The following is a 22,047-nucleotide window of genomic DNA, read 5'->3' on the forward strand; positions in this document are numbered from 1 at the left end:
AACTGCCAGCACATCTCATGGTTCTGAGCAAGCATGCGCTTAGAGTTGTGATGTGGTGCGAAGTTCACTTCTCGCCCTGATATTTACCGCTCCAATGGACATTACACAGGTTCTTCGTTTTCGTTCAGTGTAAGGAGCGTAAATCGCAGGCAGAGTAACCTATGACAACAGCTTTTTCATCATTAAATCCTTTAGGTTTAATAAGTTTGCTATAAAAAACCGCGCCAAAACCAACCCGGTTTTAACTCACTGATATTAAGTAACTTTGGGAAATCATCAGACAAAAACCTGCGCCAGATGTTTAAAATACTTCACAGCAACCCCCATTGCGCTTATGCTCAGGCCTATTCTTGTTTAGTAAATTAAACATTATGATGAATGCGAACCCGGATTATCAGTGTGATGTACTCATTGTGGGCAGCGGTGCTGCTGGCCTGTCGCTGGCGTTGCGGCTGGCAAAACAGTATCAGGTGACAGTTCTCAGTAAAGCGCAGGTCAATGAGGGGTCAACCCTTTATGCCCAGGGCGGTATTGCTGCGGTGTTTGATGAGACTGACAGCATCGAGTCGCACATCGAAGATACGCTGATTGCCGGAGCAGGATTATGCGATCGTGAAGCCGTCTCGTTTATCGCCAGTAATGCCCGGCATTGTGTGCAGTGGCTGATCGACAACGGTGTCGCTTTTGATCTCGATCCGCAGGCGGCCGGCGACATGCGTTATCACCTGACGCGGGAAGGCGGCCATAGTCATCGCCGTATCCTGCACAGCGCTGACGCCACTGGCCATGCGGTTGAAACGACGCTGGTAAGCCAGGCGTTGAGCCATCCTAATATCCGGATTCTGGAACGCACCAACGCAGTCGATCTGATTCTTTCAGATAAAATCGGCCTGCCAGGCTCACGCCGTGTAGTAGGCGCGTGGATCTGGAACCGCAATCGCGAACAGGTGGAAACCTGTCGGGCACGGGCCGTGGTGGTTGCAACCGGTGGTGCCGCCAAAGTCTATCAATATACGACTAACCCCGACATCGCCTCCGGTGACGGCATCGCGATGGCCTGGCGTGCCGGCTGCCGGGTTGCCAATCTGGAATTTAATCAGTTCCACCCGACCTGCCTGTTTCATCCGCAGGCGCAGAATTTCCTGTTAACCGAAGCGTTACGCGGAGAAGGTGCCTGGCTGTTGCGTCCCGATGGCAGCCGTTTCATGCCCGATTTCGATGAGCGTGCCGAACTCGCCCCGCGCGATATCGTCGCCCGGGCCATCGATCATGAGATGAAGCGGCTGGGCGTTGACTGTATGTATCTGGATATCAGCCATCAGCCTGAGGAATTTGTTCGCGCGCACTTCCCGATGATCTATGAGAAGTTGCTGACCTTTGGCTTTGACCTCACCAAAGAACCTATCCCGATTGTACCTGCCGCGCACTACACCTGTGGCGGCGTGGTCGTTGATCAGCACGGCCAGACCGACGTCAGTGGCCTCTATGCCATCGGTGAGGTGAGTTATACCGGCCTGCATGGCGCTAACCGCATGGCATCCAATTCGCTGCTGGAGTGTCTGGTTTATGGCTGGTCCGCCGCAGAGGAGCTGATTCGCACCCTGCCCGCCATCGAAGCCGTTACTGCGCTACCCGCATGGGATGAAAGCCAGGTCGATGACGCCGATGAGCGCGTGGTGATCCAGCATAACTGGCACGAGCTGCGGTTATTCATGTGGGATTACATGGGAATCGTCCGCACGACCCGGCGGCTGGAGCGGGCGCTGCGTCGCATCAACCTGCTTCAGCAAGAGATCGATGAATATTATCGTCATTTCCGCCTCTCCAATAACCTGCTGGAGCTACGGAATCTGGTGCAGGTCGCTGACCTGATGGTGCGCTGTGCGCTGGAGCGAAAAGAGAGTCGCGGCCTGCACTATATCCGCGACTACCCGGATTTACTGCCCGAGGCGCGGCCAACCATCCTGACGCCGCCGGACTACATAAAAAGATAGAACTCCCGCGTCAGGCTACACCACTCATCAGAATAGCGGGTGTCCGGCGTGCGGATAGCAAGGCGCTCCAGCAGGGTTTCACCGGCCTGCGGCGACAGCCCCAGCAGGACGCGGTGCGGCGGACGATGGGCATATTCCGCCACGTCCAGCCGGAAACGCAGATGCCAGCCATCCGCCTGCGCCAGGGCGATGAATTCCTGGCCGGTCGCGGTGGGCAGCACCACACAGAACATCCCCTCTTCTTCAATCAGTAATGCAGCACTGCGCAACAGTGTCTGATGATCGAGCGAGGCCGTGGCACGGGCGCTGTCCCGTGCCGCGGTAGAACAGGCCACGCCAGGTGCAAAATAAGGCGGATTGCTGACGATTAGCGAGTAACGTTTATCGCACTGTTCAGCCCAGTCGGCGATATCACGCTGATGTACCTGAATACGTTCAGGCCACGGCGACTGCTGCACATTCTCCTGCGCCTGAAGCGCGGCTTGCGGTTCTAACTCAACCGCATCGATTTCAACCGGCGACGGCGTACGCTGCGCCAGCATCAGCGCGATAAGCCCGCTGCCGCTGCCAATATCCAGAATACGTTTTACCCCGGCAACCGGCGCCCAGGCCCCAAGCAGAATGGCATCGGTGCCCACTTTCATCGCACAGCGATCGTGCGCGACAAAAAATTGTTTAAAGGTAAAACCGTTCTTGTTTAACTGTGGCCGTTCACGCGGCTTATCCTGCATCATTCGTCACTACCATCGTTTTTTTCCTGCCGTACGGCAGCGCATGAGTGTAACGTGACAACAGAGGGAATTCACGCGGCAGACAACCCCAGGCGCAGCCGAAACGGATTAACAGATGAAGATTCAGTCTGATCTGTCTATAATCAGCGCCCCAAACTGAGGTAGACCATGACAGTAACCACATTTTCCGAACTCGAACTCGACGAAAGCCTGCTACAAGCGTTGCAGGAAAAAGGCTTTACGCGCCCAACAGTGATCCAGGCTGCTGCAATTCCGCCCGCGCTGGAGGGCCGTGACGTTCTGGGTTCGGCACCTACAGGGACCGGGAAAACCGCCGCGTATCTGTTACCGGCGTTGCAGCACCTCCTTGATTTTCCGCGTAAGAAATCTGGCCCGCCACGCATCCTGATTGTGACCCCGACCCGCGAACTGGCGATGCAGGTCGCCGATCATGCGCGTGAGCTGGCGAAACATACCCATCTGGACATCGCCACCATCACTGGCGGCGTGGCCTATATGAACCATGCCGAAGTGTTCAGCGAAAACCAGGACATCGTGGTCGCCACCACCGGCCGTCTGCTGCAGTACATCAAAGAAGAGAACTTTGACTGCCGCGCAGTAGAAACCCTGGTGCTGGATGAAGCGGACCGCATGCTCGATATGGGCTTTGCCCAGGATATCGAAACCATCGCGGCTGAAACGCGCTGGCGCAAGCAAACCCTGCTGTTCTCCGCCACGCTGGAAGGCGACAATATCCGTGACTTCGCCGAGCGTCTGCTGAACGATCCGGTTGAGCTGGAAGCGGACCCAAGCCGCCGTGAGCGCAAAAAGATCCAGCAGTGGTATTACCGCGCTGACGATCTGCAGCATAAAACCAAATTACTGATCCATCTGCTGAAACAGCCGGATGTGACGCGCAGCATCGTCTTCGTGCGTAAGCGTGAACGTCTGCATGAGCTGGTGAGCTGGCTGCACGAAGCGGGGATTCGTAGCAGCTATCTTGAAGGCGAAATGGTGCAGGCGAAGCGTAACGAAGCGATTAAACGTCTGAGTGAAGGCCGCGTTAACGTGCTGGTTGCGACGGATATCGCCGCGCGCGGTATTGACGTTGAAGATGTCAGTCACGTCTTCAACTATGACATGACGCGCACCGCCGATACCTATCTGCACCGCATCGGGCGTACCGGTCGTGCGGGCCGTAAAGGCATCGCCATCTCACTGGTTGAAGCGCACGATTTCGTGCTGCTGGGCAAAATCACCCGCTATGTGAACGAGCCGATCAAAGCGCGCGTGATTGATGAGCTGCGTCCTGAGACGCGGGCGCCAAGTGCTAAAACGACCGGCAAACCGTCGAAAAAGGTTCTGGCGAAGCGTGCAGAGCAGAAAGCCAGTGAAACAGAAAAACCGCGTGTGAAAAAACGCCATCGTGATGCCAAAAATGTCGGCAAACGTCGCAAGGCAAGCGGCAGTACGCCAGCTAACGAGAATGCGGAATAAATCATCGCAGCCATAAAAAAATCGCCTCACAGGAGGCGATTTTTTTTACCTGATAATCAGTAACAGCCCTTTCACAAACTTTTGGCTGCCAGAGCGCTTTCTTCATGACACTGGCATCAGCGTGCCGGGCAGTTAACTGTTTATCTTATTCATAATATTAATAAAAATTGCTGTGTGCGCTTTGCGCTAATTTTCAGCAGCCGCTAACTCAGGCTGCTCAAAGACTTTCAGTAAAGGTACGGGTAATCACGTCGCGCTGCTGCTCAGGCGTCAGTGAGTTAAAACGCACGGCATAGCCTGAAACACGGATAGTCAGCTGCGGATAGTTTTCAGGATGTTTAACTGCATCTTCCAGCGTTTCGCGACGCAGAACGTTGACGTTCAGATGCTGTCCACCTTCAACACGTACCTGAGGTTTGATTTCAACCGGCACTTCACGGTAAGCGAATTCGCCCAGCTCGCTGATGGCGACAACCTGATCTTCTTCGTAGCCCGCTTTTGCACACAGGCAACGCGCTTCGGCTTTCTCTTCGTCCAGCAGCCAGAAGGAGTTCAGTAGTTGTGAATTGTTTGATTGAGTGATCTGGATACCAGTGATCATGATTGCGTCTCCCGGGTAATACGTGGATAAATCAAATTTGAGGCCCCGGTATATCACCTTTGATTTCGGACAGTTTTGACCTGTATCAATATTAATCAGGCATTCCGGCCGCTTTTAAGCTAACCCGTTGATCTCAATACCCCTGCCACCTAAACTTAATTTGTATTATTCAAATTATTTTTGCCTTCAGGTCAGCGGCAGGAACCGCTAAGCTTATGGCACTAACGTTAAGGGAGTTAAACATGGCTGAAAAGCTGACCTGGCACGACGTGCTGGCTGAAGAGAAAGAGAAACCCTATTTTATCGAGACGCTGAAGCAGGTCGCCGATCAACGCGCCGCAGGTGTCACGGTCTATCCGCCGCAGAAAGATGTGTTCAACGCCTTTCGCCTGACGGAGCTGGGCGACGTCAACGTCGTGATACTCGGTCAGGATCCCTATCACGGGCCTCATCAGGCACACGGCCTGGCCTTCTCGGTACTGCCCGGTGTCCAGGTGCCGCCATCTCTGCAGAATATCTACAAAGAGCTGATGCAGGATATTCCAGGCTTTCAGAAGCCCAATCATGGCTTTCTTGAGAGCTGGGCAAAACAGGGCGTGATGTTGCTCAACACCGTGTTGACGGTTGAGGCAGGCAAAGCGCATTCCCATGCGCGATTTGGCTGGGAGACCTTTACGGATAATGTGATTGCGGCGATTAACCAGCACTGTGAAGGGGTGATTTTTCTGCTGTGGGGTTCACATGCGCAGAAGAAAGGCAGCATTATCGATCGCCAGCGCCATCACGTGTTGCAGGCACCGCATCCCTCGCCGCTCTCCGCGCATCGTGGCTTTTTCGGCTGCAAACACTTTTCAACAACCAATGAGCTGCTGAGCGCTGCCGGTAAAAAGCCGGTGGACTGGACGCCGGTTTTACCGGACTAACGCCAGAAAGCACACGGCCGCGTCAGTGCGCGGCCGTGTAACGGGATTCAGGCGTTGAATCAGCTTTTAGCTTTGGAAACCGCAACCATCGCCGGGCGCAGCAGGCGACCATTCAGCGTATAGCCACGCTGCATTACCAGCATGACATGGTTTGGCTCAAACTCTTCAGACTCCATCATCGACATCGCCTGATGCACTTCCGGGTTAAATGGCACGCCGGTTTCGCCGACCACTTCAACACCGAATTTACGCACGGCGCCCAGCAGGCCTTTCAGGGTCAGTTCAATCCCTTCAATCATCGAAGCCAGCTGTGGGTCCTCTTTGTTCGCTACTTCCAGCGCACGTTCCAGACTGTCGATTACCGGCAGCAGTTCGTTGGCAAACTTCTCAAGCGCAAATTTGTGCGCCTTCTCAACGTCCATCTCGGCACGACGACGAATGTTCTCAATCTCTGCCTGCGCACGCAGCTGGGCATCGCGCACACCGGTCTGTGACTGCGCTAATTCAGCTTCGAGCTGAGCAATACGCTCATCACGCGGATCCACCTCTGCCGCTGTCTCCGCTTCCTGAGGTTGCTGCTGATCCTGCTGAATTTCGTCTGAGACTTGCTCGTTTGGGGTGTTCTGTTCTTTACTACTCATGAATTTCTCCGCGTTTTGCACATTCATTTCGCTGGTTGGCTTATTATGGGGATTGGTATGACGGATTCAAGGGAACCTATCACATTGCCTTACCGTTTTGGCTTATAAGGAACACCGACCAGATGAACAAACACTTTAACTGCATTGGTATTGTGGGTCATCCGCGCCATCCCACCGCGTTAACCACGCATGAGATGCTCTGGCGCTGGCTGACAGCCAAAGGTTATCAAGTGATCGTTGAGAAGCAAATTGCGCAGGAGCTGTCGCTTCACGACGTACAGACGGGCACGCTGGCGGAGATTGGTCAGCAGGCTGATTTAGCGGTCGTGGTGGGCGGTGATGGCAATATGCTGGGCGCAGCGCGAGTGCTGGCGCGCTACGACATTAAAGTGATTGGGATTAACCGCGGTAATCTCGGCTTTCTTACCGACCTTGACCCGGACAATGCGCAGCAGCAGCTGGATGAGGTGCTGCAGGGCAACTATTTCGTCGAGAGCCGCTTTCTGCTGGAAGCGCAGGTGTGCAAATCTGACTGCTCGCCGCGCATTGGCTCCGCTATCAACGAAGTGGTGCTGCATCCCGGCAAAGTCGCGCACATGATCGAATTTGAAGTCTACATCGATGAAGTGTTCGCCTTCTCCCAGCGATCGGATGGGCTGATTATTTCGACACCCACCGGCTCGACCGCCTATTCGCTCTCTGCGGGCGGCCCGATTCTGACGCCGTCACTCGAAGCAATCGTGCTGGTGCCGATGTTCCCGCATACGCTGTCAGCGCGGCCACTGGTCATCAACAGCAGCAGTACCATCCGTTTGCGCTTTTCCTCACGCCGCAGCGATCTGGAAATCAGCTGTGACAGCCAGATTGCGCTGCCGATACAGGAAGGCGAGGATGTACTGATTCGACGCAGCAGCAACCACCTGAACCTGATTCATCCTAAAAACTACAGCTATTTCAATACGCTGAGTTCAAAGCTGGGCTGGTCAAAAAAATTGTTCTGAAATGCGGCCTCTCCTCTTTACTGGATAAAAAACCAGTTTATACTGTATGAAAAACCATATGTGTTTATTCATACAGGTGAACCTATGCTGGCCCAACTGACCATCAGTAATTTCGCTATCGTTCGTGAGCTCGACATTGATTTTCAACGCGGCATGACAGCAATCACTGGTGAGACCGGTGCCGGTAAGTCTATCGCGATTGATGCGCTGGGTTTATGTCTGGGTGGTCGTGCTGATGCCGACATGGTGCGTCAGGGCGCCAGCCGGGCTGACCTCTGCGCCCGCTTCCAGCTTAAGTCCTCCCCTTCTGCTCAGCGCTGGCTGATTGATAATCATCTGGACGATGGCAATGAATGTCTGCTGCGCCGGGTTATCAGCGCTGACGGACGTTCCCGCGGCTTTATCAATGGCACGGCAGTGCCGCTCTCTCAGCTGCGCGATCTTGGCCAGTTACTGATTCAGATCCACGGCCAGCATGCCCATCAGCTTCTGCTCAAACCAGACCATCAGAAACATCTGCTGGATGCCTATGCCGGTCACGACGATCTGCTGCAGCAAATGCGCGCCAGCTATCAGACCTGGCATCAGAGCTGCCGCACCCTGGCACTGCATCAGCAGCAGGCGCAGGAGCGCGAATCCCGCCGCGAGCTGTTGCAGTATCAGCTGAAAGAGCTGAACGACTTCGCTCCGCAGCAGGGTGAATATGAGCAGATCGACGAAGAGTATAAGCGTCTGGCCAACAGCGGACAGCTGCTGTCGACCAGCCAGCAGGCACTGCAACTGTTAGCAGACAGCGATGACAATAATCTCAACAGCCTGCTCTACAGCGCGCGTGAGATGATTTCAGAACTGACCTCGCTGGATGAGAAGCTGAACGGCGTTCACAACCTGCTGGAAGAGGCGGCGATTCAGCTGAGCGAAGCCAGTGACGAACTGCGCCACTACTGCGACAGCCTTGATCTGGATCCTAACCGCTTGTATGAACTAGAACAGCGTATTTCGCGCCAGATCGCCTTAGCCCGTAAGCATCACGTCACCCCTGAAGGGCTGCCTGAACTGCATCAGCAACTGCTGGCAGAAGCGGAACTGCTGTCTCAGCATGAGAGCGATCAGGAGAGCCTGCAATCACTGGTGGGTGAACATTATCAGGCAGCGCTGCAAAGCGCAGAGCAGCTGCACCAGCAGCGCAGCCACTATGCCGATGAGTTGCAGCTGCTGATTACCCAGAGTATGCATCTGCTCTCGATGCCGCATGGCCAGTTTAAAATCGCGCTGACCTTTAATCCGGATCAGCTGACCGCAGACGGTGCGAGCCGCGTCGATTTCCAGGTGACGACTAACCCAGGTCAGCCACTGCAGCCGCTGGGCAAAGTCGCTTCGGGCGGTGAATTGTCACGTATCGCCCTGGCGATTCAGGTCATCACCGCGAAGAAAATGGAAACGCCGGCGATGATTTTCGATGAAGTGGATGTCGGCATCAGCGGCCCGACCGCCGCTGTGGTGGGTAAACTGTTGCGTCAGCTTGGCGAATCGACCCAGGTGATGTGCGTAACCCACCTGCCGCAGGTTGCCGGTTGTGGTCATCAGCATTTTTATGTCAGCAAAGAGACTGATGGTGCGATGACCGAGACCCATATGCAGCCGCTGGACAAGCGTGCACGTCTGCAGGAACTGGCGCGACTGCTGGGTGGCAGCGAGGTCACACGTAACACCCTGGCCAACGCAAAAGAACTTTTAGCCGCATAGCAGCGCACTTTTTTAACCGGCTGGGGTCATAAGCTTGCTCTGTAGAGGTTTCCAATAGCGAAAAGGTTTATTATCATCGGCACTTATGTCGCCAAAGTAATAAAGCCTGCCGCAGGCAGAGTTCAGATTTTGATGGCAAGAAAACCGCCTGTAAAAGGCGTTTGGCCCCGGAAAAGGAATGTATAGATGCGCTGTAAAACGCTGACTGCCGCGGCAGTAGTAATGTTGATGATGACCGCCGGATGTTCCACCTTAGAGCGCGTGGTCTATCGTCCTGATATCAACCAGGGTAACTATCTGGTAGCCAACGACGTAGCCAAGATCCATACCGGTATGACACAGCAACAGGTGGCTTACACGCTCGGTACGCCGATGATGAAAGGCCCGTTTGGCAGCAACGTATGGTATTACGTTTTCCGTCAGGAGCCAGGTCATGAGCGCGTGAAGCAGCAGACGCTGACGCTGAACTTTGATGGTAACGGTGTTCTGACTAACATCGACAATAAGCAGAACCTGGTCAGTAACAGCGACTGATTGAACGTGAGACCGTTTAAATGGCAGACAGCAAAAAGGCGCACTGAGCGCCTTTTTTTATGCCCTCTATCCACTGAGCCTGACAGGATAGCGACTTATTTTTTGCTTTCTGCCGCTCGCTCTGCGCGCTGACGGCGCAGCTCTTTGGGATCGGCAATCAGCGGACGATAGATCTCAATACGATCGCCTTCATTAACCTCATCACCCAGCTTCACTGGCCGACTGTAGATGCCGACTTTGTTACTGCTGAGGTCAATCTCCCGACGCAGTTCCAGTAGCCCTGACTTGTGGATGGCCTGCTCTACCGTACTGCCCTGCTCCACTTTCACGTAGAGCTGATACTGTTTTTCAGGTAAGGCGTAGACCACCTCAACGGAGATCTCAGGCACTGTAGACCTCTTTGGCACGCTGAGTGAAAGCCTGCACCATGCTGTTGGCAAGCTCTTTGAAGATACGTCCAAAGGCCATCTCTACCAGCATGTTGGTGAATTCAAACTCCAGGCTTAATTCAACCTTGCAGGCGTCATCGCCCAGCGAGACGAACTTCCAGCCGCCGGTCAGCTTGCGGAACGGTCCATCAACCAGTTGCATATGGATGCTCTGGTTATCTGTCAGGGTATTGCGGGTGGTAAATGTCTTGCTGATGCCCGCTTTCGACACATCCACGGACGCAGTCATCTGATTATCTGACGCATCCAGCACGCGGCTTCCGGTGCAACCCGGCAGGAATTGCGGATAGGCATCCACATCATTTACAAGTTTGTACATCTGCCCGGCACTAAACGGGACCAGCGCCGAACGACTAATCTGAGCCATAATGGTTCCTGTTCATCACGAAACCGCTGAATAATAGCATTTTCAGCGATTAAACAAAAATGTCCCCGAGTGAGGGTGTGCTAGAATATCCCGTTTCCTGCCGCCCCGCTGGACTGGGGATGCGATAACCGACTAAGTGATGTAAAATACGCCGCACTATGACAAAGAAAAAAGCACACAAACCCGGTTCTGCCACTGTTGCCATGAACAAACGCGCCCGTCACGAGTACTTCATTGAAGAGGAGTACGAAGCGGGATTGTCGTTACAAGGATGGGAAGTTAAGTCACTTCGTGCTGGTAAAGCCAACATCAGCGACAGCTATATTCTGCTGCGCGATGGCGAAGCCTTTCTGTTCGGTTCAACCTTTCAACCCTTAGCCGTTGCCTCCAGTCACGTGGTCTGTGACCCGACGCGCAGCCGTAAGCTGCTGCTGAAGCAACGTGAACTCGACTCCCTGTATGGCCGCGTCAACCGCGAAGGCTACACCATCGTGGCGCTGTCGCTGTACTGGAAGAACGCCTGGTGCAAACTGAAGATTGGTGTTGCACGCGGTAAAAAAGAGCACGACAAGCGCGATGATATCAAAGACCGCGAATGGCAATTAGACAAAGCACGTATCATGAAGAATTCAAAGCGTTAAGCACTGGATTTTGAGTTGTTTTGTTGTTAGTATTTGAAGTTCTGGGGCTGATTCTGGACTCGACGGGATTGTGAAGCCTTAGGAGCATGCCGAGGGGCGGTTTGCCTCGTAAAAAGCCGCAAAAAAATAGTCGCAAACGACGAAAACTACGCACTAGCAGCTTAATAACCTGCTTAGAGCCTTCTCTCCCTAGCTTCCGCTCTTAAGACGGGGATCAAGAGAAGTCAAACCCAAAAGAGATCGCGTGGATGCCTTGCCTGGGGTTGAAGCGTTAAATCCAATCAGGCTAGTCTGTTAGTGGCGTGTCTGTTCGCAGCTAACCGGCGAATGTAAAAACTGACTAAGCATGTAGTGCCGACGGTGTAGTAATTTCGGACGCGGGTTCAACTCCCGCCAGCTCCACCAAACAAATCAAAGGGTTACGTTCCAGCGTAACCCTTTTTCTATTTCTGTGGCGACAAAATGGCGGCAGAAAACTTCAGCGTGCAAATGACGCCTCTCAAAGCATCACTTTAGAAAATTTTCCAGAACTAATTTGATACGTTATAACAACGTAAATTCATTGCGGAGTTCAATCACAAATGGCTGATAACGATAGTGCAGAGTATAAACAACCACTCACTGACTTGATTTATCAAGCAGCTAGAGAACCTTTTATACTTTTGAATTACGATCATCTTATGACGATCAAACTAGGAAGATTATGGCCAGATAACGATACTGGAGAATTTGACCACAAAGTAAGTAATATTGTTGAACACTTAGGCGGCCCGCCAGAAAGATTTATCATCCAAGACGGAGCTAAACCTCCTGTTGTGGATAATTATCCTTCTGCAATAATGCGTGAAGCTTTTGATGTTTTTGATTTAGCTCGCAATGCTGTATTAAGATTAGATATGTATCATGCGGGATACAGGATGATTTATGATAATCCTATCGTCGTACCGTTTAGCGAACTTTCTGAAGAAAATAGAAAGTTAAGTTTAGATTATGTAGAAAAAGCTTTTTGGGAAAAAGCCGAGATTGCCATTGTTAGGATTTCTTCATTTTGGGATCGGTTAGGCCAAATTTTGGCATTTGCTTATTTTAATATAAGAAAATTTGAGCACGATGGCTTCAAGTCTGTAATTGACAGAATCAAAAACAATGTAATTCCAATGAACAATGAACTTCGTACTAGCAATAGTTGGATAAGAATTATAAATTTCCAAAGACACGCTAAGCAAGATGATCTGGGATGGTTATTGGAAAGAAGGAATTTAATTATTCATAGACTTCACTTGCATCCATATGATGAAGAAGAACAAGTGTTTGTTTCACAATTTAACCATCTTGATGATGCACATATTGAAAAGCTCCAGCCTCAAAAAAAACATGAAGAACTTAAGCTAATAAAAGCTCAATTAAATAGGGCTGCTGCGCTATTCGATGATGTGCTAGAAGTTTTGAAGTTTTCGGCTCAACGTAAACAAGATCCTTGGGTTTATGATTGAGCCTCATATCCCAAAATAGGTAAATGGTTTACAAAATGAAAGTAACATATTGTCGCTTTCATTTTGTAATTAAACGCATTGAGAATTATAACGCAAACAAAATTTTTTAATTTTTATGGTTAACTCTTTCCAGCCGCCAAAATCATTACGCGACAATTCATTATTTTCATCAAAATAAATATCATTTATACGATTCTAGCCGTTTAAGTTTGTGCTCCCAGTCAGCATAAGCGGCCTGCCAAGCTTCATTCTCGTTTGCAAATGGCTTGTCTGCCACAGGAAGCCATTCCAGTTTGTTATTTTTTACATGCTTGAATCTAACATCCCAAAATTCGCCGCGTGGCCATAGAACGTATCTGCTACCCGGTCCCCAGCGGTCATTCCAGATCGCATCGTCAGTCAGCTTTTCTCCACGCTCCATGAACATAAATAGCGCGCCATTGAGTGAAAAACGTCGCATTTTGTCGCCCTCTTGCCAACAAACATACTGTACATAAAAACAGTATATAGCTTACTAAGTTTTTCAGTTTTACAAAATGTCTTCAAACCTCCGCAACCCTTGTCCTGTCTGAGGTTGTTGATTAGTTACTTACACCTTATTGAGATCCGCTTGAGATCCAGCAGGCGACCAAAAAATATAATATCTTTTAATTTCAATCACATGATAACTATGAGAGATCCATTTCAGATCCTTAAAACTGAAAACCACTGAAATTCTTTTCATTCTTTTCAGCTGGCGAACTTCGGCAGAAAGCCAGCAGCGGCGCGCTCTGGCGCATCGGTTTGTAGAAAAACAAAACTGAAAAATTTTTATGATGCAAAACCTGCAGGCGGGTGCGGTGTAGCGCCGATTTTGTCTGCCGGACGATTATTTTGCCGTGCTGACGCGCAGCCAGTGCCGCGCTGTGCGGATGATCTGTTTATGGTTGTCGTGCGTGATGGGCGCGCCTTTGCGTGGCGCATCGTGCGTCTGAGGCGTGCTGGTGACGGGCAATAAAAAACCCGCTGCGATAGCGGGTCAGTGTGCTGGCTTACTTGCCGATGACGGGTGAATATTTCGTACTGAGCGCGGCGGCCTGCTGGCTGCTCTGTGCGATATCGCTGCTGTTCGTGGGCTGCCCGGTTGACGGGTGCGTATGGCTGGCCAGCTGGTCAGCCAGCTGCTGAACAAGCGCCACGGTATCGAGCATCAGCTGGGCCACGTTAATCTTCTCTGAACCAATCCACACAACCGGCGCGATAATTTCCTGACGCGTTCCGGCAATGCTCTGGCGCAGCTGGCCAATTTTTTCAGTCAGTGCCTGACCGACTTTAATCGCCGCGCTGCCGGTGACATCCGTTTCCGCATTACCACCCACTGTAATCAGCTGGCTCTGCTGTGCGGCCATGCTGTAATTGCCGGTCGTCACGTGCTGGATTGCCCCGGCCATCAGGGACGCCGTGCCGATCACAGTCGTTCTGTCAGTGGCTTTGACCGTCGTTTCCCTGCTGACCAGCTCACGCGTTTCCCCATAGGTATTTCCCGGTTCAGCACGCGCTATAACATTCGCTGATATGGCTAATACATCCCCTCTTGCCTCAAGCGAACCATCCAGCACGCCCCCCTTCTGAGAGTAACGCCCGTTTGCGTTGTCCATCGCTGCTTTAACGGCTTTTGGCGTGGCGGCCAGTTTTTCGCTGTCGCTGTCCGTTCCACTGAACAGTTTTACAAAACCCTTTTCCTCAAGGGTTGCATCAGGATGGTTTCGTGATTTCTCATGCGCAGCCAGGGCATTGCTGGCTGCCTGTTCGTTCAGGCTGCCTTTTGGCCGCAAATCGGTAATGTTGCCGGCAGCGTCGATGCCCGCCAGCGCTGACACGTAATGCTTCACGCCGTCCAGCTCATAGTCAGCAAGATCAGCCGCCACTGTGATTTTGCTCTGCACGCCCCAGACGCTGGCCAGCGTCCCGGTAAAGCACACGTCCAGCCACACTTTTACCGGCTTCACACCGACCTTAATATTCTGGTCAGCGTCCAGCTGCGCACGCAGGCCGCCCACGTATCCCGCGCCATGTGTGACGTAATACTGCGTGCCGCTTTTACCGACCAGCCAGCCATCACCAAAAAACGCAGCCGGGCCATAGATATCGGTGTTTTCCAGCCGCTGGCGCTCATCCATTGCGCCCATGCGCGCGGTGAAATCAATCTGCCATGTTTCCGCTGGCGTACTGATACCCGTTTCCTGCTGTGCGCCGCTGTACTCCATCAGGAATGAACGTGTCAGAACGTTACCCTGCTGGCCCTCGCGGGTTTTCAGCTTCTGCTGTGCCGGGGCATGTACGATCATGGCCAGCGTGCCGGTTGCGCTGTTAATCAGGCCAATCCAGTTAAACGTAAAATCGCCCGTGTCCGCGCCCAGTACCACTGAATGCACCACCGCATTCTGATTAACCACGCCCTTGCGCGTGACCGCCTGACGGTGAACTATCTGTGCCTGCGGCGGGATGCCCTCGCTGCGGTCTACCGGCTTAGCCGGATCGAGGCCCGGCACGTTCGCAAAAATAAATTCATCCAGTAATACCGGCTCGCCGGTTTCCGCCTGGCGCGCTTTCCACTGCTCAAATGCTGTCGTGATAACTGTCTGTGACATAATTTTCCCTTAAATTCCTGCGCTGAACGTCGCGCTGGCCACGTCCGCCCCGGCGATGCGCGCCGGGTAAACCACATATTCACCCTGGTCCCAGCCTGCACGGATGGCGAACGGCTGCGAGGTGATCACCTCAAACTGATAACGGCGGCACGTCCTGCCGTACTGCTGGATTATCTGAAGCAGCAGCTGCGCGTTGTCCGCAATCTGGCTGTCTGAAACGCGCACCTGGATTACGTCCCAGTCAATACCGGGCTGGCGCTCAACCAGCTCCACATACCCGATACCCAGCCGCTCGAAAATACTGATAAACCCTGCCACTGACCCGGCATCACGCGCGTTAATAAACGCAAACGCTACGCGCCTGCGGAACAGTGAAAGCGGCTCACCGTTGAAGCGGGTAATATCCCGGTCATACGCCAGCAGATTCAGCAGCGGTTCAGAACAGGTCAGCGGATCAAACTGGCTGTCTTTGAAAGGTGAAGGCATGCCGGTTGAGTAATCACGCTGCCATGCTGCGTTAACAAGTTTCAGACGTGGCAATACGCTCTTACCGATAGTATTGCGTAAGAACGTATTGGCACGGCGGCGACCGTTTTTAGGTGACTTTAAAAGCGTTTCATATCGCTGGCCAAAATATCCGGACAGGTAATCCGGAATGTTATGCAGGTACTGGCTACGCCACTCATGATCGGTTGAATCACAATGCCATAGTTTAAGCTCTGTGTGAGTGATGCCCTGCGGTGCGCCAGGCGCAAAGTACTCACGCCGCATTTTATTTACGGCGTGATACTGACCATTGAGGCTTACGGACTCAGCCAGATTCACGCTGGCTCCAGCACTGCAATGATTTCGGATGCGGTACTGTCGCCGCCAGTAGCTGCACCAACGGATCGGGCAACGGTAATTTTGTGCAGACTGAAACGGCCAGACCCATAGTGTGTATGGGTTAAAGAACTATCACTGTTTGATGCAACAACAGGAAAGCCTTTGTCAGCGAGGTTTTCCAGCATTGCCGCCAGTCGCTGCTGACAGGCTGCATCAAAGTCTGAAGAGTGATATTTGGTAAAGCTGCTCTTACCTGATACAGGGTTATAAGGCGGATCGCAGTAAATCACATCGCCTGCACCTACCAGCCCCAGCGTTTCAGTGAAGTCAGCACAGACGAAAGATGCACGTTTTGCCTTCGCAGCAAAAGCGCGCACCTCGCTTACAGGAAAGTAAGGCGCTTTATATTTCCCAAATGGGACGTTAAATTCACCACGCAGGTTATAACGGCACATCCCGTTATAGCCGTGGCGGTTCAGATAAAGGAAGCTGGCAGCCAGTTCTACAGCCGATAAACCACCGTGATTAAGACGGGCGCGCACACAGTAATAAAACTCTCCGCGCTGTGATTCACTGCCAACGCTTCCGGCAGCAAACAGCGCTTCAAGCTCAGTCAGAAGCGCATCTGTATGGTGCGCCATCATGACATACGCATTAACCAGCTGATGATTCGCATCGGCGATCAGATAAGCGTCATAGTCCGTGTTCATCATCACAGCGCAGGAACCGGCGAAAGGCTCAACGAGTCGCTTACCGGCGGGCAGGTGTTTCAGTAGCTCAGGCATAACGCGGGTTTTACTACCGGCCCATTTCAGTGGGGGCTTAATGCTCATAGCTCACCCCGAAATACATGTAACTGCGCGCATCCGCTGGACTGACAGGCTTGATTGACAGCACAACATATTCACTGACATTTGGTATCACGACTTCTGCAGGCAGGACGTGAGTCACAACCGCTGCCCACTCCCGCCCGGTATACCGATCATTAGCGTATTCCAGCAGCGCCAGCACATCCCCGACTTTAAAATCACGGTCATTTTTTCGCAGTTCCGCTTTTTTACTTCCATCGATCACCGCGTTTAAATGCGAAGGCGCTATTTTCAGGTGATGCTCTCTTATTGCCATAGCGCACCGCCTTTGCCGTCGATGGCTTCTGCTTCCTGCCGGATCAGTTCAACAATCTCAACGGCAGACAGCCCTTTATTTGCAGCGTGCGTAGCAAGACGATCGAGGCGACCAGACAACTTAGTTGCCATATCTTTGCCACCTTCAACATGCGCCTGCTTGCACAGCTCCTGTACCAATTCAGTGCTGCCGGCCGCTTCTTTTTTTAAATCCTGACGGGTCATTCTCATGGCGTTTTCTCCAATTAAGAGCGCACGAATCCCCGGCTATCCGATGGAAAGCCGAAAATCGTGCGGCGGGTTATTAGCGTTTAAGCAGCGAATTAAGAATTGAGGAACGGAAGGACTTCATCTGCATCTGTGATTGGTTAGGGGATGACAACAGATGCAATTCATAAGATACGCTCCACCATGACCGGATAAGCGCCACAACGGGCGATGCTCCGAGGAAGCCAGCTGCAAAGTAAATCGCGCGGATTGCGCTCACTGCTTCTGTCTGCTGCGTGTGGGTTTCTGCCTCGCGAAACGCACGACACCAGAAAGCAGAACTTACCAGCATCTTTTCCGTTGAAACCGCTTCCCCAGCGATTACCCCGACGTTGGCCACAGCAGTTAATGCACAAAACTGCATGTTTTCAGGTCTGGCGTTGTTAACCGGTACAGAAGGCTGACAATTAATCTGACGCAGAAAACCGTCCAGAATGGTTGGGTCTTCAGTGAGATCGATGATCGCCAGCAGTTCAGGTAATGTCAGCTGGTGCGACTGGTCCGGGTTCAGTTTGTTGCGAAGTGTGGCCGGTTGCATTCCAACTTTTTTTGCCAGTTCTGTGACGTTGTGTGCCAGTGAAAACTGCCGACAGGCGTCATCTAGATAGTTACGTGCGGATATTTTGTAATCGTACATGCTCACACCCTCGAACTTATGCATTATTGAATCGTGCAGCGCTTTGCGAGGCGATATTCATCAGGCACCTTGATTTCTTCGCCTGTTACATTGATTACAAAATTGGAATGCCCCAAGGCTAAACGTATCTGCTCTTCTTTGTATTTCAGATACTTAATCTGTACTTTGCCGCCAGCACGTTTGCAGCCCTTACGGATTTTTTTAGGGAAAATTTCAACCAATCCGCGCTCTTTCCATTTGTAGACGGTGTGAATTGACAACTTCTCTAAAAACGCAAACTCAAGCGGGTACACCCAAGCGCGAGGAATGTTGATTGAAATAGGTGCATTCATGGTGCAAAATCTCCTGTCGATTGGTTCGTATTCGTATCTTTTAGTATTTATTGGTCTCTATTGACCTCCGTTTGCACCGGAAGGTCTCTAGCTGGTTCATTTGGACGTCTCTATTTATATTCGTCCATACGAACCCTGTCAAACTATTTTGGAGGTTCATTTGGACTTGTCGCAGGGTGTGAAAACGTCTGACGCAATTGATAGGGTTATGGAAGCCTATGGTTTCTTTATAAAAAATGACCTTTGCGCGCACGTTGGACTATCACCTAACACGCTTTCAACGTGGACAAAAAGAAATACATTTCCTGCTGAGCTGATCATTCGCTGCGCACTTGATACAGGTGTTTCGTTGGCATGGCTCACATCTGGCCAAGGTCTTAAACGCAATCCACTGACTTCAGATATTGTTTCTATACCGAGCAATGTTCTGATAAATGGCGAACTTAAGCCATCTGGCTCAATCTCTTTTGATAAGCTTTTTCTGCCTGTCGAAATGAGAGACCCGTTAGTTTTGAGAAGTAATGGCGACTTTTACTTTTTAGATAAAGCCATTGAAGAGCTTAGTGACGGCCAATGGCTTGTAGAAATTGAAAATAAGGTAAGCATTAGAGAGTTAGCATTTATTCCCGTAAAAAAGGTTCGAGTTCTTGGTGGCGGCGTTCATTTTGATTGCGGTGTTGATGAGATAAAAATCCTATCGAAAGTGGTTGGCGTTTCTAAAAAGGTTTGAAATGACAATTAGGAAATTACCTTCGGGAAAATGGCTTTGCGAATGTTACCCAAGTGGCAGAGACGGCAAGCGAGTACGAAAACAATTTGCCACCAAGGGTGAAGCGGTTGCGTTCGAGAACTTCACAATGGATGAGGTTAATAGTAAGCCGTGGCTCGGAGAGAAGGCGGATAATCGTAGGCTTTCAGATTTAATAAAGTTATGGCATTCGCTATATGGTCAGACTCTCTCTGACCCTAAAAGGCTTATGGCCAAATTGAAGATAATTTGCGATGGGTTAGGCGATCCATATGCGATGGATGTTACTTCTGGGATGTTTACAACTTATCGTGAAAAGCGTTTAGTTGGTGACATTCGCGATTCAGACGGCATTCCTTTAAAACCAGTAAAACCTAAAACAGTTAACTTAGAGCAGGCTAATTTATCTTCTGTCTTTGGTACTTTGAAAAAGCTAGGTCACTGGAATGCACCAAACCCACTAAGCGGACTACCAACATTTAAAATTGCTCAAACAGAATTAGCATTCCTGAATAATGAGGAGATTAAATTAATTCTTAATGAGTGTGAAAATTCAGGTAATAAAGACTTACTTACTGTTGCCAGAATCTGCCTTGCAACTGGTGCGCGTTGGAATGAAGCAGAATCCTTGCATCGCTCGCAGGTTACGCAATACCGGGTGACATTTACTAAAACTAAAACTAAAAAAAACAGGTCTGTCCCTATTTCCCAAGAACTTTATAACGAGATTCCCAAATCTAATGGGCAATTGTTTAGTCCATGTCGAAAAGCGTTCCAACGGGCGATGGAGCGTACTCGCATCAACCTGCCAGAAGGGCAATGCACACACGTTTTACGCCACACTTTTGCCAGCCACTTCATGATGAATGGCGGAAACATTCTGGTATTGAGAGACATACTCGGCCACGCGGACATAAAAATGACCATGATTTATGCCCACTTCGCACCTGAACATCTTGAAGATGCGATTACAAAAAACCCTCTTGCAAACTTAAAATGGTCTCGCCAAAATGGCGGCGATTTGGCGACGGACTAAATAAAAAGATACTAACTGATACTAATGCATACCAATCGATACTATTCCTTTTCAAACACTTACACGTAAGTCATTGATTGCGTAGAACATCAGAAGGTATGTAGTAATTTCGGACGCGGGTTCAACTCCCGCCAGCTCCACCAAAATTCTTTCGCGGCGATACCAGAATTGTCCGCTGAAGTCCTGAAAGCCCGCACGGCACAAGCCCTGCGGGCTTTTTTGTGTCCATAGCAGTCCACCGAGAGTTGCTAGAATCCACGCCATATGACACCCTGTTTTGGACCCAACGCCCATGGGTCCAAAATCTGAGGGTCCAAACATGCCGAAAGTCGTCACTAAACTCAATGATACTCAAATCAAAAGCACCAAGCCTGGCGAGAAAGAAGTGAACCTCTTCGATGGTGACGGCTTGTTTTTGCGCATATCGCCAACCGTGAAAGGTGGCAAGAAAAACTGGTACTTCAGGTATGCGGTTCCTGTGACTAAGAAACGAACGAAAATGAGTTTGGGTACTTACCCTCACCTTACCCTCGCGCAAGCTCGCTCTCTCAGAGACCAGTACCTCGCCCTACTCGCCCAGCAGATTGATCCGCAAAGCCATAAGGCCGATATAGCGAATGCACTAAAAGCTGCCACTGAACACACATTGCAGGTGGTAGCAAGAAAATGGCTCGAAGAGAAGAAAAGAACTTCAGGGATTTCAGAAGATCATGCAGCAGATATCTGGCGCAGCCTTGAACGTAACGTCTTCACTGGTTTGGGTAATGTTCCGATAAAAGAGATTCGCCCCAAACTCTTGAAGCAACAGCTAGACCCAATTGAACAGCGTGGAGTTCTTGAAACCTTAAGGCGCATTATCTCCCGACTAAACGAAATTTTCCGGTGGGCAGCAACTGAGGAACTGATTGAGTTCAATCCTGCTGATAACCTTGCACAGCGCTTTAGAAAACCTAAAAAGCAAAATATGCCAGCACTACCTCCTTCAGAATTGCCACGCTTTCTGGCTACATTAAGCAATGCTTCCGTTCGACTGGAGACGCGGCTGCTGATTGAATGGCAATTATTAACATGGGTGCGTCCGGGTGAAGCCGTAAAAGCGAGATGGTCTGACATTGACACAGCCAATGGCATTTGGACCATTCCTGCAGATTTTATGAAAATGAGAAAAATTCACAAAGTTCCAATAAGCAGGCAAGCTTTGCGTATCCTCGAAGCAATGAAACCAGTGAGTGGGCACAGAGAGTGGATTTTCCCAAGTATAAAGGCCCCTCTAAGCCATATGCATGAGCAGACAGCCAATGCCGCTATCATTCGAATGGGATTCGGAGGTGAGCTTGTAGCCCACGGTATGCGCTCAATAGCGAGGACAGCAGCAGAAGAATTCGGCAAGTTCAGAGTTGAAGTTCTCGAAGCAGCACTTGCTCATTCAAAGAAAGACGAGATCGTAGCAGCATACAACCGCGCCGAATATCTTATCGAACGAGTCGCACTTATGCAGTGGTGGGGTGATTACGTTCAGGCTCAAAAGTATAAAGCTATAGCTGCATGAAATCCTCTTCACGAATCATGCAGCAGTATATGTAAATGAGATTAACTACCTGAAATGTATTCAATTTCTTAAGGAATGAAAAAAACCTTGAGTTAATTTCTGAAAAACCAGCCCTATAAATAAAAAATAAACGTTACCAAAAATCTTGTCAGAATGACGCTTTACCAAATTCAGGTAAAAAAAATCCATTTCCAAAAGATATTATTTTAGAAAATAAAAAAAAACTAGAAAGATAAGCTTATCAAAAAAAACCAATAAAAAATAAAATCTCTTTATTATCA

Annotated in this window: 23 protein-coding genes, 1 other RNA gene and 1 pseudogene; 12 read left to right on the top strand and 13 right to left on the bottom strand. The window is 50.7% G+C overall.

What is annotated here, in order from left to right:
• Positions 1-374: 374 nt before the first annotated feature.
• A complete protein-coding gene (gene nadB / locus FOV68_RS20280) occupies positions 375-1,994 on the top strand; it encodes an L-aspartate oxidase (protein WP_031592513.1) in 1,620 nt (539 codons plus the stop codon).
• On the opposite strand, the gene FOV68_RS20285 is transcribed toward nadB, so the two are convergent.
• The gene (locus FOV68_RS20285; protein ID WP_115757898.1) at positions 1,979-2,728 is read right to left on the bottom strand and encodes a tRNA1(Val) (adenine(37)-N6)-methyltransferase; all 750 of its coding nucleotides are present in this window, start codon (positions 2,726-2,728) and stop codon (positions 1,979-1,981) included. The two genes, nadB and FOV68_RS20285, sit on opposite strands and share 16 nt — an antisense overlap.
• A 165-nt stretch (positions 2,729-2,893) precedes the next feature.
• Between FOV68_RS20285 and srmB the strand changes: the two genes are divergently transcribed.
• Positions 2,894-4,222 carry an ATP-dependent RNA helicase SrmB gene (gene srmB, locus FOV68_RS20290; protein WP_010257676.1) on the top strand — a complete coding sequence of 443 codons (1,329 nt, stop codon included), beginning with the start codon at positions 2,894-2,896 and terminating at the stop codon, positions 4,220-4,222.
• Between the two features lie 217 nt (positions 4,223-4,439).
• Here srmB and grcA read toward each other — a convergent pair whose 3' ends face one another.
• Positions 4,440-4,823, bottom strand: a complete 384-nt coding sequence (grcA, locus tag FOV68_RS20295; protein WP_010672180.1) for an autonomous glycyl radical cofactor GrcA — start codon at positions 4,821-4,823, stop codon at positions 4,440-4,442.
• 242 nt (positions 4,824-5,065) lie between these two features.
• Between grcA and ung the strand changes: the two genes are divergently transcribed.
• Complete coding sequence (gene ung, locus FOV68_RS20300; protein ID WP_010257681.1) at positions 5,066-5,746, top strand: uracil-DNA glycosylase; 681 nt, start codon at positions 5,066-5,068, stop codon at positions 5,744-5,746.
• Between the two features lie 59 nt (positions 5,747-5,805).
• Here ung and grpE read toward each other — a convergent pair whose 3' ends face one another.
• Entirely contained in the window at positions 5,806-6,387 is a 582-nt protein-coding gene (grpE, locus tag FOV68_RS20305) for a nucleotide exchange factor GrpE (RefSeq protein WP_010257683.1), read from the bottom strand.
• 122 nt (positions 6,388-6,509) lie between these two features.
• On the opposite strand from grpE, the gene nadK reads away from it, so the two are divergent.
• From nadK to bamE, 3 genes are all read left to right on the top strand, one after another.
• Entirely contained in the window at positions 6,510-7,388 is an 879-nt protein-coding gene (nadK, locus tag FOV68_RS20310) for an NAD(+) kinase (protein WP_010672178.1), read from the top strand.
• Positions 7,389-7,472: 84 nt separating this feature from the next.
• Complete coding sequence (gene recN / locus FOV68_RS20315; protein WP_039389657.1) at positions 7,473-9,134, top strand: DNA repair protein RecN; 1,662 nt, start codon at positions 7,473-7,475, stop codon at positions 9,132-9,134.
• 186 nt (positions 9,135-9,320) lie between these two features.
• A complete protein-coding gene (gene bamE, locus FOV68_RS20320) occupies positions 9,321-9,668 on the top strand; it encodes an outer membrane protein assembly factor BamE (RefSeq protein ID WP_143991417.1) in 348 nt (115 codons plus the stop codon).
• A gap of 95 nt (positions 9,669-9,763) precedes the next feature.
• Here the strand turns inward: bamE and FOV68_RS20325 are convergent, their stop codons facing one another.
• Together FOV68_RS20325 and FOV68_RS20330 are read right to left on the bottom strand one after the other, a co-directional pair.
• Positions 9,764-10,057, bottom strand: coding sequence for an RnfH family protein (locus FOV68_RS20325; RefSeq protein ID WP_039389659.1), 294 nt, complete (start codon positions 10,055-10,057; stop codon positions 9,764-9,766).
• Complete coding sequence (locus tag FOV68_RS20330) at positions 10,050-10,484, bottom strand: type II toxin-antitoxin system RatA family toxin (RefSeq protein WP_010257692.1); 435 nt, start codon at positions 10,482-10,484, stop codon at positions 10,050-10,052. The genes FOV68_RS20325 and FOV68_RS20330 overlap by 8 nt, the downstream gene beginning before the upstream one ends.
• 158 nt (positions 10,485-10,642) lie before the next feature.
• Here FOV68_RS20330 and smpB point away from each other — a divergent pair, with 158 nt between their 5' ends.
• The 3 genes from smpB to FOV68_RS20345 all read left to right on the top strand — a co-directional run bounded on the left by smpB (position 10,643) and on the right by FOV68_RS20345 (position 12,618).
• Positions 10,643-11,125 carry an SsrA-binding protein SmpB gene (gene smpB / locus FOV68_RS20335; protein WP_010257694.1) on the top strand — a complete coding sequence of 161 codons (483 nt, stop codon included), beginning with the start codon at positions 10,643-10,645 and terminating at the stop codon, positions 11,123-11,125.
• 43 nt (positions 11,126-11,168) lie between these two features.
• Positions 11,169-11,530: a transfer-messenger RNA gene (ssrA, locus tag FOV68_RS20340) on the top strand.
• Between the two features lie 176 nt (positions 11,531-11,706).
• Positions 11,707-12,618, top strand: a complete 912-nt coding sequence (locus FOV68_RS20345) for a hypothetical protein (protein WP_143991418.1) — start codon at positions 11,707-11,709, stop codon at positions 12,616-12,618.
• Between the two features lie 181 nt (positions 12,619-12,799).
• Here FOV68_RS20345 and FOV68_RS20350 read toward each other — a convergent pair whose 3' ends face one another.
• From FOV68_RS20350 to FOV68_RS20390, 8 genes and pseudogenes are all read right to left on the bottom strand, one after another.
• Entirely contained in the window at positions 12,800-13,078 is a 279-nt protein-coding gene (locus FOV68_RS20350) for a hypothetical protein (RefSeq protein WP_143991419.1), read from the bottom strand.
• A 1,153-nt stretch (positions 13,079-14,231) separates the two neighbouring features.
• Positions 14,232-15,248, bottom strand: a pseudogene (locus tag FOV68_RS24610) (phage tail protein); the annotation flags it as partial.
• A gap of 9 nt (positions 15,249-15,257) precedes the next feature.
• Positions 15,258-15,803 (bottom strand): phage tail protein, encoded by a 546-nt coding sequence (locus tag FOV68_RS20365; protein WP_370513295.1) that lies wholly within the window; start codon positions 15,801-15,803, stop codon positions 15,258-15,260.
• 266 nt (positions 15,804-16,069) lie between these two features.
• The gene (locus FOV68_RS20370) at positions 16,070-16,906 is read right to left on the bottom strand and encodes a Dam family site-specific DNA-(adenine-N6)-methyltransferase (RefSeq protein ID WP_143991420.1); all 837 of its coding nucleotides are present in this window, start codon (positions 16,904-16,906) and stop codon (positions 16,070-16,072) included.
• Positions 16,896-17,198 (bottom strand): DUF3850 domain-containing protein, encoded by a 303-nt coding sequence (locus FOV68_RS20375; protein WP_143991421.1) that lies wholly within the window; start codon positions 17,196-17,198, stop codon positions 16,896-16,898. The genes FOV68_RS20370 and FOV68_RS20375 overlap by 11 nt, the downstream gene beginning before the upstream one ends.
• Positions 17,189-17,428 (bottom strand): DUF2732 family protein, encoded by a 240-nt coding sequence (locus tag FOV68_RS20380; RefSeq protein WP_143991422.1) that lies wholly within the window; start codon positions 17,426-17,428, stop codon positions 17,189-17,191. The genes FOV68_RS20375 and FOV68_RS20380 overlap by 10 nt, the downstream gene beginning before the upstream one ends.
• 73 nt (positions 17,429-17,501) lie before the next feature.
• On the bottom strand, positions 17,502-18,101 hold the full coding sequence (locus FOV68_RS20385; RefSeq protein ID WP_143991423.1) for a phage regulatory CII family protein: 600 nt from the start codon (positions 18,099-18,101) through the stop codon (positions 17,502-17,504).
• 23 nt (positions 18,102-18,124) lie between these two features.
• On the bottom strand, positions 18,125-18,433 hold the full coding sequence (locus FOV68_RS20390; protein ID WP_143991424.1) for a hypothetical protein: 309 nt from the start codon (positions 18,431-18,433) through the stop codon (positions 18,125-18,127).
• 178 nt (positions 18,434-18,611) lie between these two features.
• Here FOV68_RS20390 and FOV68_RS20395 point away from each other — a divergent pair, with 178 nt between their 5' ends.
• The 3 genes from FOV68_RS20395 to FOV68_RS20405 all read left to right on the top strand — a co-directional run bounded on the left by FOV68_RS20395 (position 18,612) and on the right by FOV68_RS20405 (position 21,766).
• Positions 18,612-19,163 carry a phage repressor protein CI gene (locus tag FOV68_RS20395; protein ID WP_223811727.1) on the top strand — a complete coding sequence of 184 codons (552 nt, stop codon included), beginning with the start codon at positions 18,612-18,614 and terminating at the stop codon, positions 19,161-19,163.
• A 1-nt stretch (position 19,164) separates the two neighbouring features.
• Entirely contained in the window at positions 19,165-20,217 is a 1,053-nt protein-coding gene (locus FOV68_RS20400; protein ID WP_143991426.1) for a site-specific integrase, read from the top strand.
• A gap of 319 nt (positions 20,218-20,536) precedes the next feature.
• Positions 20,537-21,766 (top strand): integrase arm-type DNA-binding domain-containing protein, encoded by a 1,230-nt coding sequence (locus FOV68_RS20405; protein ID WP_143991427.1) that lies wholly within the window; start codon positions 20,537-20,539, stop codon positions 21,764-21,766.
• Positions 21,767-22,047: the final 281 nt, after the last annotated feature.

Origin of the sequence: Pantoea sp. paga, assembly GCF_007558755.1 — a bacterium.
Classification (GTDB): domain Bacteria; phylum Pseudomonadota; class Gammaproteobacteria; order Enterobacterales; family Enterobacteriaceae; genus Pantoea; species Pantoea agglomerans.

Excerpts from the sequence above, each read along its gene's own strand:
- FOV68_RS20380 (WP_143991422.1), bottom strand. The coding sequence starts at position 17,428 with ATGAGAATGACCCGTCAGGATTTAAAAAAAGAAGCGGCCGGCAGCACT.
- FOV68_RS20390 (WP_143991424.1), bottom strand. The coding sequence starts at position 18,433 with ATGAATGCACCTATTTCAATCAACATTCCTCGCGCTTGGGTGTACCCG.
- recN (WP_039389657.1), top strand. The coding sequence starts at position 7,473 with ATGCTGGCCCAACTGACCATCAGTAATTTCGCTATCGTTCGTGAGCTC.
- nadB (WP_031592513.1), top strand. The coding sequence starts at position 375 with ATGAATGCGAACCCGGATTATCAGTGTGATGTACTCATTGTGGGCAGC.
- FOV68_RS20375 (WP_143991421.1), bottom strand. The coding sequence starts at position 17,198 with ATGGCAATAAGAGAGCATCACCTGAAAATAGCGCCTTCGCATTTAAAC.
- ung (WP_010257681.1), top strand. The coding sequence starts at position 5,066 with ATGGCTGAAAAGCTGACCTGGCACGACGTGCTGGCTGAAGAGAAAGAG.
- grcA (WP_010672180.1), bottom strand. The coding sequence starts at position 4,823 with ATGATCACTGGTATCCAGATCACTCAATCAAACAATTCACAACTACTG.
- FOV68_RS20350 (WP_143991419.1), bottom strand. The coding sequence starts at position 13,078 with ATGCGACGTTTTTCACTCAATGGCGCGCTATTTATGTTCATGGAGCGT.
- srmB (WP_010257676.1), top strand. The coding sequence starts at position 2,894 with ATGACAGTAACCACATTTTCCGAACTCGAACTCGACGAAAGCCTGCTA.
- smpB (WP_010257694.1), top strand. The coding sequence starts at position 10,643 with ATGACAAAGAAAAAAGCACACAAACCCGGTTCTGCCACTGTTGCCATG.
- FOV68_RS20345 (WP_143991418.1), top strand. The coding sequence starts at position 11,707 with ATGGCTGATAACGATAGTGCAGAGTATAAACAACCACTCACTGACTTG.
- FOV68_RS20370 (WP_143991420.1), bottom strand. The coding sequence starts at position 16,906 with ATGAGCATTAAGCCCCCACTGAAATGGGCCGGTAGTAAAACCCGCGTT.
- grpE (WP_010257683.1), bottom strand. The coding sequence starts at position 6,387 with ATGAGTAGTAAAGAACAGAACACCCCAAACGAGCAAGTCTCAGACGAA.
- FOV68_RS20385 (WP_143991423.1), bottom strand. The coding sequence starts at position 18,101 with ATGTACGATTACAAAATATCCGCACGTAACTATCTAGATGACGCCTGT.
- FOV68_RS20400 (WP_143991426.1), top strand. The coding sequence starts at position 19,165 with ATGACAATTAGGAAATTACCTTCGGGAAAATGGCTTTGCGAATGTTAC.
- nadK (WP_010672178.1), top strand. The coding sequence starts at position 6,510 with ATGAACAAACACTTTAACTGCATTGGTATTGTGGGTCATCCGCGCCAT.
- FOV68_RS20405 (WP_143991427.1), top strand. The coding sequence starts at position 20,537 with ATGCCGAAAGTCGTCACTAAACTCAATGATACTCAAATCAAAAGCACC.
- bamE (WP_143991417.1), top strand. The coding sequence starts at position 9,321 with ATGCGCTGTAAAACGCTGACTGCCGCGGCAGTAGTAATGTTGATGATG.
- FOV68_RS20330 (WP_010257692.1), bottom strand. The coding sequence starts at position 10,484 with ATGGCTCAGATTAGTCGTTCGGCGCTGGTCCCGTTTAGTGCCGGGCAG.
- FOV68_RS20285 (WP_115757898.1), bottom strand. The coding sequence starts at position 2,728 with ATGATGCAGGATAAGCCGCGTGAACGGCCACAGTTAAACAAGAACGGT.